This window comes from Primorskyibacter sedentarius, assembly GCF_004342065.1.
Lineage (GTDB): Bacteria > Pseudomonadota > Alphaproteobacteria > Rhodobacterales > Rhodobacteraceae > Primorskyibacter > Primorskyibacter sedentarius.
Map to the genome: position 1 here is coordinate 13,255 of NZ_SLZU01000018.1, position 15,759 is coordinate 29,013.

Annotated in this window: 8 protein-coding genes; all 8 read left to right on the forward strand. The window is 59.2% G+C overall.

Going from position 1 to position 15,759, the window contains the following annotated elements:
- The first annotated feature begins 335 nt into the window (after window positions 1-335).
- Window positions 336-6,494, forward strand: coding sequence for an SdrD B-like domain-containing protein (locus EDD52_RS18440; RefSeq protein WP_132247724.1), 6,159 nt, complete (start codon window positions 336-338; stop codon window positions 6,492-6,494).
- A 268-nt stretch (window positions 6,495-6,762) separates the two neighbouring features.
- Window positions 6,763-7,446, forward strand: a complete 684-nt coding sequence (locus tag EDD52_RS18445; RefSeq protein WP_132247726.1) for a sugar transferase — start codon at window positions 6,763-6,765, stop codon at window positions 7,444-7,446.
- A 185-nt stretch (window positions 7,447-7,631) separates the two neighbouring features.
- On the forward strand, window positions 7,632-10,094 hold the full coding sequence (locus EDD52_RS18450; RefSeq protein ID WP_132247728.1) for a tetratricopeptide repeat protein: 2,463 nt from the start codon (window positions 7,632-7,634) through the stop codon (window positions 10,092-10,094).
- A 72-nt stretch (window positions 10,095-10,166) separates the two neighbouring features.
- Window positions 10,167-11,132, forward strand: a complete 966-nt coding sequence (locus EDD52_RS18455) for a glycosyltransferase family 2 protein (protein ID WP_132247730.1) — start codon at window positions 10,167-10,169, stop codon at window positions 11,130-11,132.
- A 109-nt stretch (window positions 11,133-11,241) separates the two neighbouring features.
- A complete protein-coding gene (locus tag EDD52_RS18460; protein WP_132247732.1) occupies window positions 11,242-11,940 on the forward strand; it encodes a hypothetical protein in 699 nt (232 codons plus the stop codon).
- Between the two features lie 329 nt (window positions 11,941-12,269).
- Complete coding sequence (locus EDD52_RS18465; protein WP_207906056.1) at window positions 12,270-13,481, forward strand: DegT/DnrJ/EryC1/StrS family aminotransferase; 1,212 nt, start codon at window positions 12,270-12,272, stop codon at window positions 13,479-13,481.
- Complete coding sequence (locus EDD52_RS18470; protein WP_207906057.1) at window positions 13,478-14,533, forward strand: glycosyltransferase 61 family protein; 1,056 nt, start codon at window positions 13,478-13,480, stop codon at window positions 14,531-14,533. The genes EDD52_RS18465 and EDD52_RS18470 overlap by 4 nt, the downstream gene beginning before the upstream one ends.
- Window positions 14,530-15,750, forward strand: a complete 1,221-nt coding sequence (locus EDD52_RS18475) for a glycosyltransferase (protein ID WP_132247736.1) — start codon at window positions 14,530-14,532, stop codon at window positions 15,748-15,750. Before EDD52_RS18470 ends, EDD52_RS18475 begins: the two co-directional genes overlap by 4 nt.
- Window positions 15,751-15,759: the final 9 nt, after the last annotated feature.

Sequence of the window (15,759 nt, forward strand, 5' to 3'; positions counted from 1 at the left end):
TTACCACTTTTTATGAAAAACTTGTAATGTTCGCGTGTGTAAAAAAGTGTTGCGAGTTTTGTGGGTAATGTCCTGGGGGGGACGGTCGATCATCGGTAGGTCAATGGACGGCTTCTGGCCGACCGTTTTTTGGGTATGTAATTCCATATAAATACGGGCCGTATTCGGCCGCTCCAAAAAGACTGCAAGTCCGGAATCTGTCCGCTTTATCCATCCCGGTCATAAGCGCCTGCAAGGCCTGTAACACACCTGAAAATCGGTGCCGATAGGCCTGTCGGCATGTGTGTGTGAGAAAGCCTGGGGGAAACCCGGACAAAGGTCCTGGAGGGACGACGATGACATATTACCACTATGAATTTACTGCCTTTACGGAAGCTGACCTGTTGCAAGGTGGCGATACTAACCTGGGCAGTGGCGACAGCTTTGTCATGTCTGGTGGACCGTCGGTCTGCATCTCCACATGGGACGATGACGCCAAGCTTTCCGGGGACTACCGGGACAACGCCACAGACAGCACTGGCCAATATGCCAGCGTAGATGGCGCGCGTGTCGGCAGTCAGATGTATGCTGAAAGCTACCTCACCCTCCGGGGATCGGACGGCAATACCTATTACCTGATCGAGATCGAAGTGGAAGGTTACAGCGCGCCCGGCACCGGCGACGACTTCTTTACTTTCTACGGTGCGGTTCCGCCTGCGGGCGTCGAGTTGACCGTGACAGCCACCAACGACGTCTCGGGGCACTGGGTTGACTACCGCTGCCTCAGCGCGGGCGACAAGGCCCCTGCCAACACACCGCCCACCTTCACCAACCTCCCCTCCGACGGTATCATCACCGTGGACGAGAACACCACCTTCGTGATCGACGCCAACGCGACTGACGCCGATGGTGACACGCTGACCTACGAGATCGTGGGCGGGCGCGACGCGGCTTTCTTTGACATTGATGCCGCAACCGGCGAGCTGACCTTCAAATCCGGCCCCGATTATGAAAACCCCCAATCGGGTGGCAACAACAACACCTATGACGTGACCATCAAGGTCTCCGACGGCAATGGTGGCGAAGAAACCAAGGCTCTCTGGGTCAAGGTCAACGATGTCGACGAATCTGATCCGGACAACTGCATCGAAGTTCTGGGCCAGAACCTCATCGTCAACGGTGATTTTGAAGACAACGCACTGAACAACACCGGCTACGGTCTTTTTGACAGCCTGCCCGGCTGGGTTGCTGTGCAGGACCGGATTGAAATCCAGGAAAGCGATTACCAGACCGGCAATACCGAAGGGAATGCGGTTGCTGAGCTGGATGGAGATCTGAATGCGATCATCCGCCAAGAGGTTCAGATCACCGATGCGGGCACCTACCGCTTCAGCATTGATTATGCCGCCCGTGGCACGGACTGGAGCACGAACGGCTTCGAGATCTATATCGACGGTGTGTTGCAGGAAACCGTACGGCCGACCCAGTCGGGCTTCCAGACCCTAACATTCGATGTCGAACTGGACGCAGGCTCGACCCGGATTGACCTCAAGGGGATCGGCGATTCTGATTGCCGCGGCACTGTTGTGGACAATGTCATGTTGCAGCATGTGACCGAAACCTCTTGCGAATGTATCATCATCGAAGCCGAGAACATGGACCTGAGCGGCTTCCGCGCCGTGACCGGGAGCCAGGCCTCTGGCGGCGAGCTGGTCTCGATGTCCCACCTTGGCGGTACGGGCGACCTGTCCACGACATTCACCGGCGCAAGCGGCTCTTACGAGCTCAAGCTCTATGCGCAGGATGAAAATGACGGTCAATCCACGTTGATGGTCAAGGTCAACGGCCATGTGGTGAAAACCATCGTGCTGAATCAGGACGGTGACGGCTCTGGCTCCGACGATGGCGGCTTTACGGCGTTCACCGTTGATGGCCTCGACCTGAAGTCCGGTGATGTCGTTTCGATCTGGGCCGACGGAGACTGTGGTGAATGGGTTCGCATCGACAAGATCGAGCTGTGCAAGGATGGGCAGGCTTGCCCCGAAGGCTATGCGAAGCTCGACTTCGAAGGCCTGGCCCGCGGCACCGTTGTCTATGACCAGTTCGAGGGTGTGACGATCACGGCCCAGCGGGAGCGTAACAACACCGCTGAAAACGATGCGATGATCTTCGACAGCAACAACTGGTCCGGGGACGACAGCGACCTGTCCTATGACAATCAGGGCAATATCCTGATCGTGTCGACAGACAATAACAGCAGCAATCCGAACGACGCCATTGGCAGTTCGATCGTGTTCGATTTCGACAGCCCATCCGATCTGCACGACATCGTTCTGCTCGATATCGAGGAAGAAGGCGGCACCATCACGCTGACCTTCGAAGACGGCTCGACCAGAGTTGTCGATATCCCGGGTGTTGGCGACAATTCGATCCAGACCATCGATCTGAACGCGGCCAATGTCACGAAGATGACGATCCACCTGACGGGGTCCGGCGCGGTTGACGATCTGTGCTGGAAGCCGGGCGAGGCTGTTGGGTCTGTTTCGGGCACCGTATTCTGCGATGTGGAATGCGATGGTATCAACGGCACTGCCGGAGAGATTGTTGAAGGTTGCGATTACACCATCGAAGCCGAAGACATGAACGCCTACAAATTCCACACGGTTGAGGCCGCGGATGCGTCCGGTGGCGAAATTGTTAAGCTGGTAGACTACCGCGGCACAGGCGATCTGCGCACCGATTTCGCGGGCAAGGACGGTGTCTATGACGTCACGATTTTTGCGCAGGACGAAAACGACGGCCAATCCACCATCATGTTCAAGGTCAATGACGAGCTTGTCGAAGCCGTCCGCCTGGACCGCGACAGTGATGGCGCTGGCGATGACAACGGTTATTACTCGCAGTTCCTGATCGAAGGTGTCGAGCTTTCCGCCGGCGACGAGATCCTGATGTGGGTCGATGGCGACGACGGCGAATGGGTCCGGATCGACAAGATCGAGCTGGAAGGCCGCGATCAGGTCACTGAAGGCACCAGCGAACCGGTGAAGGAAGGCGTCACGATCAAGCTGATCGATGTGGCGACCGATACCGTCATTGCCACCACCACCACGGATGTGGACGGCAACTACGAATTCACCAATGTGCCGGTTGGCGATTATAAGGTGATGGGTGTTGCACCGGATGGCACCGAGTTCACCATTCAGGATGCGGGCACCGATGACACCATCGACTCGGATGTGAATGACGAAGGCATGTCCGATGTCTTTACCGTGACCGCAAATTCCAACTCGGATATCGATCTGGGCGTTTGTGACAAGCCTGAACTCGGCTCCCTCTCGGGCCGGTATTTCTGCGACGACAACCGCGACGGTCTGGACAACGATGCCAACAATGCAGTGGCTGGCGTGGTCGTGACCCTGCTGGATGCATCGGGCAACCCGGTTCTGGACGGCGGCAACCCTGTCACCACCATGACCGATGCCGATGGCAACTATTCCTTCGCGGATCTGCTTCCCGGCGATTACGGCGTGCGCTTTGAAAGCACGCCTGATGGCAAGGAGCTGACCGCTCAGGACGTTGGCACGGATGATGCCATCGACAGTGACGCGGCCGATAGCGGCAACGGCACCTCCACCATCCAGGGCATCACCGTGACTGCGGGCCAGGATACGCCGAACAACGACGTGGGCGTGGTCTACCAGCCCGGTTCGCTGTCGGGCACGTATTTCTGCGACGAAGACCGTGATGGTGTCGACGATGGCGCGGCCAATGGCGATCCGGATATCGCGGGCAAGACCGTGACACTCTACGAGGCCGACGGCGTCACGCCTGCCACGGATATCGACGGCAACCCCGTCGCTCCCGTGCAGACCGATGCCAATGGCGACTACCGCTTCGACAACCTCGCGGCCGGTAACTACGTGGTGGTCTTTGAAGGCAGCGACGACAAGGCGTTTGTCGATCAGGACACCGGCAGCGACGACACGATCGACAGCGATGTTGACGCGACGGGCACGACTGCGCCGGTTGGCGTGGTTGCAGGCGAAGAGACGACCGATGTCGATGCAGGGGTTGCCTATATCCCCGGCTCGCTGTCGGGCACCTACTTCTGCGACGACAACCGTGACGGTGACGATGATGGCGCGGCCAATGGCGACGCGGATATCGCGGGCAAACTGGTCACTCTGCTGAATGCAGATGGCACGCCAGCGACGGATATCGACGGCAACCCCGTCGCAGCCGTGCTGACCGATGCCAATGGTGACTACAGCTTCGATAACCTCGCGGCTGGCGACTACAAGGTCATGTTCGAGGCCACCGACGGCAAGGAGTTCATCGCTCAGGACGCAGGTAACGACGACACCGACGACAGCGATGTTGATCCGGCCACCGGCATGACCGCTCCGGTCACTGTTGTCGCGGGCCAGAACACCCCCGATGTCGACGCCGGCGTGCAATACATCCTCGGCTCCCTCTCGGGCCGGTATTTCTGCGACGACAACCGCGACGGTCTGGACAATGATGCCAACAACGCGGTGGCTGGCGTGGTCGTGACCCTGCTGGATGCGGCGGGCAACCCGGTTCTGGACGGCGGCAACCCTGTCACCACCATGACCGATGCCGATGGCAACTATTCCTTCGGGGATCTGCTTCCCGGCGATTACGGCGTGCGCTTTGAAAGCACGCCCGATGGCAAGGAGCTGACCGCTCAGGACGTTGGCACGGATGATGCCATCGACAGTGACGCGGCCGATACCGGCAACGGCACCTCCACCATCCAGGGCATCACCGTGACTGCGGGTCAGGATACGCCGAACAACGACGTGGGCGTGATCTACCAGCCCGGTTCGCTGTCTGGCACGTATTTCTGTGACGAAGACCGCGATGGTGTCGACGATGGCGCGGCCAATGGCGATCTGGATATCGCGGGCAAGACCGTGACACTCTACGAGGCCGACGGCGTCACGCCTGCCACGGATATCGACGGCAACCCCGTCGCTCCCGTGCAGACCGATGCCAATGGCGACTACCGCTTCGACAACCTCGCGGCCGGTAACTACGTGGTGGTCTTTGAAGGCAGCGACGACAAGGCGTTTGTCGGTCAGGACACCGGCAGCGACGACACGATCGACAGTGACGTTGACGCGACGGGCACGACTGCGCCGGTTGGTGTGGTTGCAGGCGAAGAGACGACCGATGTCGATGCAGGGGTTGCCTATCTCCCCGGTTCGCTGTCGGGCACGTATTTCTGCGACGACAACCGTGACGGCGACGATGATGGCGCGGCCAATGGCGACGCGGATATCGCGGGCAAGCTGGTCACTCTGCTGAACGCAGATGGCACGCCGGCGACGGATATCGACGGCAACCCCGTCGCCCCCGTGCTGACCGATGCCAATGGTGACTACAGCTTCGATAACCTCGCGGCTGGCGACTACAAGGTCATGTTCGAGGCCACCGACGGCAAGGAGTTCATCGCTCAGGACGCAGGTAACGACGACACCGACGACAGCGATGTTGATCCTGCCACCGGCATGACCGCTCCGGTCACTGTTGTCGCGGGCCAGAACACCCCCGATGTCGACGCCGGCGTGCAGGATCTTCTTGGGTCTGTGTCAGGCACCTATTTCTGCGATGAGAACGGAAACGGCGCCTTCGACAACGAAAAAGGCATCGGAAATCGCTCTGTGACTCTGGAGGGTGCCGGCGACGATGGCCTCTTCGGGACCACCGATGACATCCTGCTGACCACCACGACGGCGGACGACGGCACCTTTGCCTTCGAAAACCTCAACGCAGGCGACTACAAGGTTTCCATTGCCGGTGCAGGCTTCGTCGCGGGACTTGATGTGGATGAGAACGGGATGTCCCCCATCATCGACTTGAGCGCGGGCGAGAATCTTGAACTGCTTGCAGCAAGTGAATGCCTCGAAGTGTCCAGTACCGATCTTCTCGGGATCGCTGAAATCCTCGAAAATGCAGAGAATATTGCCGGTTTCGGTTTCCCGAATGATGCGGGCCGTGGCGAGCTCTTCTATGACGCGACGGATGGCAGCATCACGGGTGATATCAAAATCACATCGCTCCAACTGGATGGTGGCACGGTCGTGGAATACACCGATGCGGAAGGTCCTCTTCTGCGCTTCGATCTCGCGATCGACAGCAACGGCGATATCATCCCAAGCGGTGAAAGCGACGATCTTCTGGCGTATGAGGATGTGAACGGAAACCGCCTGTTCGATGAGGGCGACGTGGTCTTGCTCGAGGCAACCGCGCTGGCGTCCGGTTTCGTCGAATCCGGCAGCATGGACTTCATTTTCGAAGTGAACGGCGGGACCATGGCAGACAACTTTGATCCGCTGATCGGAATGAGCGTGGGCAACAATCCTCTCTTTGTCGACGGAGAGCGGGTCACGACGGTTTCACTGGACGAAGACTTCATCGGGCGTCCGAAAGGCTTCGTAGGTGATCTGGATTACGATTGCTTCTGCTTCATGGACGATAGCGTGATGTGAACTTCGTCTGAGATGACGTAGCGAAAAAGACTGAAACGGACCTTTCTTGAGGTCCGTTTCCTTTGTGACGGCAGGGGTTTTGAAGCAGATGGCAGACACGCTGTGCAAACTCCTGCAACACCCATCACATGCGGCTCGTAAACCATGTTTCGTTTGCAATTTCCTAAATCTCTAAGTAAATGTTAGACATATATTGACCGTAAATTTCAGTTTTCGCTGACGGATGTTTTTTTGACACGGAATGTTTTTTTCTGAGGTTCTAAGTATAATGACGACATATTTTCCGGATTTTTCCGCGGATGGCGAAGCCATCACATTTGAAGCAGCACAACCGGATCGCACCGGCAGCTTCTACCACCAGAACGTGAAACGCTGGATTGATGTCGCGCTTGTCGTGTTTTCCTTGCCTGTCGTGCTGCCCGTTGTGGCGCTGATGAGCCTGCTTGTCATGATGGACGGGCATAACCCGTTATATTTTCAACGTCGGATCGGACAGGGCGGAAAGATCTTCCGTATCTGGAAGATGCGTACGATGGTCCCCGGTTCCGATGCCGCGCTTCAGGCCTATCTGGACGCCAATCCAGCCGCTCGGGCCGAATGGGATGCCACCCAGAAGCTGCGCAAGGATCCCCGCATCACCCTTGTCGGCCGCGTTCTGCGCAAGACCTCTCTGGATGAGCTGCCGCAGCTGTGGAACGTGTTGAACGGGACCATGTCCCTTGTCGGGCCGCGCCCGATGATGGTCAGCCAGCAGCTGCTTTACCCTGGCCGCGCCTATTACGCGCTGCGCCCGGGCATTACCGGCCTGTGGCAAGTCTCTGACCGCAATGACAGCACCTTTGCCGGGCGCGCGGTCTATGACGACCGCTATGCCCGTTGCGTTTCCCTGAAGACCGATCTGCGGGTGCTGGTTCAGACCGTTGGCGTCGTTCTGCGCGCAACCGGACACTAACGCCCTTCGCGCCCGTGAAGCGCGTCCGTTTACACCATTTTCAAGCCCGGGCCGAAACGTTCATGACGTTTGCGGACCGGGCTGTTTTTCTTCCACATCGACCTGTATATGAGACACGATTCATCCTGAACGCGTGCCCTCAGGTGTTGTGTTCGAGGTAATAAGGTTTTTCTGGAGGCCCACCCATGTACATCCGACCCCTTCGCAAAGCCTTGTTGATCTGCACTGCCTGCCTGGCGCTGGCAGCCTGCAAAACAGCCGAGGAAAAGGCGGCAGAACATTTTGCCTCCGCGCAGGAATTAATCGCCGCCAATGATGGTGACAGGGCGATTGTCGCCTTGCGCAACGTCTTTGAGCAGGTCCCCAACCATGAAGAGGCCCGGCGGACCATGGCGCAGCTGATGCTGGACAGGGGCAACTACCGGGGCGCCTATAACCAGTATCTGCGGCTGGTCGAACAGCTCCCTGACGATATTGAAGGGCGCACCGTGCTTGCCGAACTCGCCTTCGAGTCGCGCAACTGGGAAGAATTCGCCCGTCACGGAGCGCGCGCCATCGAACTGGACGCGGACACCCCGCGCGGCACTGCAATCGGGCTTGCTCTGGAATATCGGGATGCGGTTCTGGAAAACGATGATCCCGCCATCGAAGCCCTGCTGGCCCGCGCTGAAAATCTGGCGGCTGAAATGCCCGAAAACAGCCTGCTGGAACAGATCCGGCTTGATGGCTACATCCGCGCAGGCGATGCCGAAAAGGCATTGGCGCAGATTGATGCGATGATCGCGCGCAAGCCCGAGACGCGCCGCTACTATGACCAGCGCCTTCTGCTCTTGCGCGAAACCGGAGATCGCGCCGCAATGGAAGCGCATCTGCGCGACGTGATTGACCGCTTCCCCGAAGATATCGATGCCAAGGGTACGCTGGTGCAATATCTCATGGGGACCGGAGATCGCGAAGGGGCCGAGGCCTTCCTGCGCGAAATCAGCGACCCCGCCGCTGCCGATCCCACCTTTTTCATCAGCCTTGTTCAGTTCCTCAAGGAAGAGCGCGGCATCGATGCCGCCCGGGCAGAGCTTGAAGCCGCACTCGATGTAAATCCGACACCGGACCGGTTGCGGACGATCATCGCCGCGTTGGATTTCGAGGATGGCAAGCAGGACAAGGCCATCGCCGATCTGCAGGCAATTCTCGACAACAAGGAGGATGGCGCCGAACCGTCGGATCTGGACAACGAGATCCGTATCGCCCTGGCTCGCATGCTGCTTTCCACCGGCAACGAAGTGGGCGCACAGCGGCTGGTGGAAGAGGTACTGGAAGCCGATAGCGACAACGTGGCGGCCTTGAAGCTGAGCGCCGCACGGCTGATCACGGCCGATGACACGGACGCTGCCATTGCCAATCTGCGCCGCGCGCTCAATACCGCCCCCGACGACGTACAAGCGCTTTCGCTGATGGCCGATGCCTATACCCGGGCGGGCAGTGCGGATCTGGCGCGCGATTTTCTCGCGCAGGCAACGGATGAATCGGGCTACGCCCCGATCCCTTCCCTGCGCTATGCACGGGTCTTGTCCAGCGCCGAGAACTACGATTCCGCCGAAGAAGTGCTGCTGTCGGCCTTGCGCCGCTCCCCCGCCAACGAAGATATCCTGAATCTGCTGGGTGATATCTACCTGCAGACAGAAGATTTCGGCCGGGCGGAAATGGCCGTGACAGAGCTGCGCAAAACGGGAACCCCGACAGGCGAGGCCTCGGCCAATCGGCTTCAGGTCCAGCTGGTCGCACGGCAAGAAGGCGCGGACCAGGCGCTGACCCTCCTTCAGGAGATGGCCGAAGGGGCCGAGGCCGGGCTTGAAGAAAAGGTCGCCTTGCTGCGCGCGCGCCTGTCTTCGGGCCAACGCAACGAAGCGCTGGAAATGGCCGAGGAGCTCCTCGCCGGGGATCCCGAAAACCCGGAACTGCGTTTCCTGCTGGCCACCACGCGGGCGGCGACGGGCGATGTTGAAACGGCTCGGGCCGATATGCGGGCCCTGCTGGATGAAGATCCGACACGCGTGAATGTCTGGCAACAGCTTTTCCGCATGGCACAGATCGAAGATGATTCCGCAGGAGCCAGGGCCATTCTGGAAGAAGCGCTGGCCGCCGTGCCGGACGCACCCGCCCTGCTCTGGGCCCAGGCCGCAGAGCTGGAAAAGGATGGCGATATCGATGGAGCCATTGCGATCTACGACGATCTCTATGCCCGCAACACCAATTCGGTGATCTTCGCCAACAACCTTGCCAGCCTTCTGGTCACCTACAAGGACGATGCCGAAAGCCTCGACCGGGCTTGGGAGATCGCCAGGCGCCTGCGTGATGTCGAGCTGCCGGCCTTCCAGGACACCTATGGCTGGCTGGCATTCCGGCGTGGCGATGCCACAACCGCACTGCCCTATCTCGAAAACGCGGCAGCGGGCCTGCCAAACGATCCGATTGTTCAATACCACCTGGCTGAAACCTATGCCGCGCTTGGACAGACGCAGGATGCGATCGCGGCCTACCAACGTACGCTGGACGGGGTCGAGCCTAACGATCCCCGCCCCCAGATCGCGCGCGCGAAGGAAGCACTGGCACAGTTGCAAGAGGCCGCGCCGGAGCCCGAGAACCAGTAAAGGCTTCTCGGAACCGGGTCATTCCCGGGCGGGACTGACAGGCTTGCGAAACGCAGCGACGGGAAAGAACGAATGGGCCTCGCGGTTGTCATCATCGGACGCAATGAAGGGGCGCGGCTGATCCGGGGTCTGGCCTCCGTAGCGGCAGCTGACCGGGTAGTCTATGTCGACAGCGGCTCCACCGATGGGTCCCAGCAGGCCGCCCAGGAAGCGGGTGCAGAGGTTGTCGCGCTCGACATGTCGCAACCCTTTACTGCGGCGCGTGCGCGTAATGCGGGGCTGGAGCGGCTGCGCCTTCACGGGACGCGCCCAGAATTGGTGCAATTCATGGATGGCGACTGCGAATTGCAGCCCGGCTGGCTGCCATCGGCCCGTGCATTTCTCGCAGCCCACCCGGAAGTAGGCGTGGTTTTCGGGCGCCGCCGGGAACGCTTTCCCGACGCGACGGTGTATAACCGGATGTGCGACTGGGAATGGGATGTCCCCTTGGGCGAACAGCGAGCCTGCGGCGGCGACGCGCTGATGCGTCTCACCGCTCTCGATGAGGTGGGTGGCTACAACCCCGCCCTTATCGCGGGGGAAGAGCCCGAAATGTGCGTACGTCTCCGCGCAGCAGGCTGGAAGATCTGGCGCATCGACGCCGAAATGACCCTGCATGACGCGGCAATGACGCGACTGGGACAGTTCTGGTCACGGGCGCGGCGCGCAGGCCATGCCTGGGCCGAAGGCACCGCGCTACACGGTGCCCCGCCCGAACGACACTGCGTGGGCCAGGTACGCAGGGCCTTGATCTGGGGCGCAGTCGTTCCCTTTGTGATCATCTTGCTGGCGATCGCGCTAAATCCTTGGGCGCTGGTGTTTTTTGTCATCTACCCCCTGCGTGCCCTGCGAATGGCCCTGCGCGAAGGAGCGACGCGCCCCGCTTGGGAACGCGCCTGGTTGCTGAGCATCGGCAAATTCCCCGAAGCCATGGGCGTGATCGAATACCACTTGCGCCGTCTCGCAGGCCGCCCGCGCGGGCTCATCGAATACAAGTGATCCGCTCCAAAAGCGATGTCGCGGACGTTCCGGAAACCTTGACAAACCTGCACAGGTTAACTAACCGTGAACTACATAGTTTTGTTCTATTGCGTGCGGAGTACTTGGTGTGTTCAGAAAATTAATTTTGCCTTTGATTTTATTGGCACTTCCCTGCGTTTCGATAGCGTCCACCGTCAATATCGATATGGACGCCAGCTGGAAACAGTACAAAAGCCTGTACGGCATGAGGACCGATACGAACGCGCGCGGCGGTGATCTGGCGGGAATGATCGTTACAGCCTCTTATCTCGACGGCACGACAGAGCAAGTCGTTTGGGGCAAGACACGAGGCGGTGGGCAGGCTACCGGCTCCGGCTTCAACCTGTACAAGGGCTGGCAAGACCTCGAATTGACCGTAACAAAGTCGCTTGTGTCCCTTTCCTTGGACGCGCGAGCAGGCAACGCGATTTTCGACACAAGTAGCTCCAGAGCCTACGGTGACGACACTTACGGAACAAAGATCGGCTATCCGTTCCACGTCACTGGAGACTATGACCCTGAAGGCACTATAGGTGTGAGCTATACTCACAGCTTTTTTGTTGCCGGCCAAGTGCGTGCGACAGATGCATACACGTATATGGCAATCGACTTCAGTGGCTTGGATGGAGGCGGATTGTCCAGAGATTTGCGGTTCAACACGGATCTAGACAACGTTGCTGTGGCCGGCGACCTCACGCCTGTGCCGCTTCCTGCATCCCTACTGCTATTCGCATCGGCTTTCGGGATCATGGGTGTAGGGCGCACTCGTAAGGTTACTTCACGGTAACACTCATCAGCCAGTTCTTCTACCACCCGACCACGACAGGCCTGTGTATCCTGAATCATAAAAAATTTCAGCTTCCAGTAGTCAAAGGCTGGGGCAGGAATGAACGGTTATGGTTTTGAATGGGTGAACATTCAGGGACAGGTCGGCAGGACCACTTCGAAGCCTGACAACCAACTGGATCAGAACAGATTAATTCTTGTTAAACGTCCCTTGATGCGTACCTGTCCGCTCAAAAATTTCTTGTGCTCTTTCAGAAAACCGTCACACTAACGGGATAACAGTGATTTTTTGCGTACCTTTATGTTTTATTTTTTAGAATGAGGTATTAGGTGCCCGACGATATTATTTATGTCACCCGTCCGTCATTACCTCCACGCGAAGATGTCATGTCTTTTCTGGACGAGGTCTGGGACAGCCGCTTCGTGACCAATGGCGGCCCGATCCACCAACGTTTCGAGGCTGCTTTGGCCGCCTATCTGGATGTGCCGTACGTAACGTTGACGGCCAATGCCACCTTGGGATGCATGCTGGCCTTGCGGCATCTGGGGGTGACCGGAGAGGTGATCACGCCCGCCTTCTCCTTTGTAGCAACAGCACATGCCGTAAACTGGGTCGGCGCGGATCTGGTCTTCGCCGATATAGATCCGGTAACGCTGAGCATCGATCCCGCGGATGTCGAAAGGCGTATCACGCCAAAGACTCGCGCTATTTTCGCGGTGCATTGCTATGCCAATCCCTGCGATACTCAGGCATTGGCGGATATCGCCAAACGCCACGGGCTGGCACTGATCTACGATGCGGCGCATTGTTTCGCAGCGAAAGACGAAGGTGGCAGCCTGTTGCGCCATGGGGATCTGTCGGTGGTGAGCTTTCATGCCACGAAGGTCTTCAGCACGCTTGAGGGTGGCGCCATCATCTCTCATGACCTGGAAACGAAACAGGCGCTCGACCGGCTGTGCAATTACGGGATCGTCGACGAGAGCAACGTGGACTCCGTGGGACTCAATGCCAAGATGAGCGAGATGCACGCGGCCGTTGGCCTGGCACAACTGGCCCACGTCGATCGCGACATTGCGCTACGTGAACAGGTGGTCCAGCGCTATTGGGACCGGTTGAAGGATGTAGACGGGATCCGCTGTATCTGCCCCCCCGACCATCCGGGCCGAAATAATTACGCCTTCCCGATCGTGGTGGAGCCGGACTACCCGCTTTCCTGCCGAACGCTCCATGAACGGCTGAAAGAAAATGGCATCCATGCGCGCCGGTATTTCTACCCGCTGCTCTCACAACTTCCCATGTACCGGGACCTGCCGTCGGCAGATCCGCAGGGATTACCACAGGCCATCGGGGCGTCAAAAAAGGTGATGTGTCTTCCGCTCTACCCTGATCTTGCGCCGGAAGATCAGGATCGTGTGCTCGACATGATCTGCAACCCGCCCGCATGTGACTGGGCTCCTCAGCCTTACGCATTCGACGTGATGCAAACTCCAGCCGGGTATATCAGGGAGGATCTGGATCGCGTCCAAAATTCATGCGCGTGAATACTCCCTTGCTGGCCTGGGGGCTACGTCGGTTTGTTACGGGCCGTACGCCCGATCTGCATGAATTAGCGACACGCAGCTGGGAGATCAGCCCTGCCCTGTCCGAGGCCTGCCCGCCCGCGATCCACCTGCCTGATGCGCTCGACCGCATCACGGCCCTGTCACCCTGGCGGGACTGGGAAAGCGAGCGGCGGTTCATCGAGGGCGGCGTGATCGAACATGCAGCAACGCGTGCGCATCTGGTCGAGGATGTCGATATCTCCGGCGCCTTTCTCTATCGCAGTGCGGCGAAGATGCGTGCCGGTTTCGGTCCGCAACAGATGATCCGCAAGGGCGGAGCCTCCTTTCAGCGGATTTCGGAGGCGCATCTTGTCTCCAACTGGGCCGGGAGCCAATATTTCGGGATTTTCCTGCGAGCAATCCTGCCGATGGAGCTGCTGCCCGGCCAAGGCGCCCCGATGATTTCCGTCGTCACCAAACCCTACGAGCATGAAGATGGCTACCGTCAAATCCTCTCCATGCCCCCTCCCCCCCGCGTCGCATCAGCACGCGTCAAGCGGCTGACCCTCTATACAGATTTCGGGCAGAATGCCTCCAAGGCCGTCCGCTATGCCGAGCTGCGCGCGCGTCTGCGTCGCACGCTTACCCCTCCCGCACCAGAAGCGCCCCCCACGGGTGTCTATCTCAAGCGCGGAGATACCGGGGAACGTCGTCACCTCACCAACGAGGCGCAGGTCGAAGCGGCGCTGGCGGCGCTTGGGTTCGACATCGTGGAGCCATCCAAGCTCGAACCCCGAACAATCGCGCAAAGACTGCTTGATGCACCAATCGTGGTCAGCGTGGAAGGCAGCCATCTGGCTCACGCGATCTATCCGATCGCGGAAAACGGCACCCTCGTGGTGCTGCAGCCGCCCGATCGGTTTGCCATGGCCTTCAAGGAATTCACCGACCGTGCGGACCTGCGCTTTGCCTTTACTGTCGGCCGCCCCGCCCCCAATGGGTTCAGCGTGGATATTGACGATCTGAAACATACGCTGGATATGGTGTCATGACAGCACAAACCCCGCGAGAACTTATCCTCCTGCCGAGCCTCAAGGCGCGCGAAGGGGCGCAGGGACGCTTGATCCTGACTCAAAAATACCTCGACGGGGCGGCCGAATATGCGCGAACGTGGCCCGGCCCGGTCACCTCTCTGGTAGATCTCGATACCCGTCCGGGCGTCGACATGGACCAGGTCGAAACAGGGCTCGACGACCCTGCAACCAGGCTGGAACTGCGCCCAAAGGATAACGACGCACTGGCTGCCCGCCTGCAACACGCCGCCATGGCCTTGGCGCACCTTTCCTCCATAGAGGCCGAAACCGCGGCGCTTTGCCATCGGATCGGCGTGCCCATCGTGTTCACCAGCGAATACACACCTCAGACCGAAATCCAGATCATAAATGCATCGACGTCGAACCCGCTGCGGAGGCTACGGCGCCGATTTTACACACGACAGGTCGAACGCAAACGCCAAGAGATATTGCGCCGCCATGCTACCGGGCTGCAATGCAGCGGTACGCCCACCTATGACCTCTATAGCTCGATAGCCCCCAATCCGCTGCTCTTCTTCGACAACCGGGTGCCGTCCGCTGACATCATTAACGATACAGCACTTGAGGCGAAATGCGCCCAGATGGCCACCGGGGCGCCTCTGCGGTTGGTCTTTGGCGGACGGATCACGGCGATGAAAGGCGTGATGGAATTGCCGCGCGTGGCCGGGGCATTGGATCGCTACGGTGTCCCTTATCAGATGGAAATCTACGGCAGTGGCGACCTTGAGACGGCATTGCGCCGCAAGATTGCAGATGAAGGTTTATCAGAGCGGGTGACCCTGCATCCCCCCATGGATTTCATCAACGGCTGGATTCCCCTGCTGAAGCGGCAGGCCGATCTCTTCGTCTGCTGTCACCCCCAGGGTGATCCATCGAGCACCTACCCGGAGGTCATGTCCTGCGGCGTGCCGATCGTCGGATATGCAAACGAGGCCTTTGCTGGGATCGTGCGCGAATCCGGCGCGGGTTGGAGCGTCCCCATGCATGATGCCGCCGGGCTGGCGGCCGAGATCGCCCGGCTGCATGGCGACCGGACAGCCTTGCAGGAGATGGCTCGGCGAGGGCGCGGTTTTGCCCTGGAACACTGTTTCGAAGCCACTTTTGAAAAGCGTACCAAACATCTGATCAGGACCAGCCGACTACCCGAAGGCGACAAGTCCTTGCACCAAGAGTGACACGCAGGA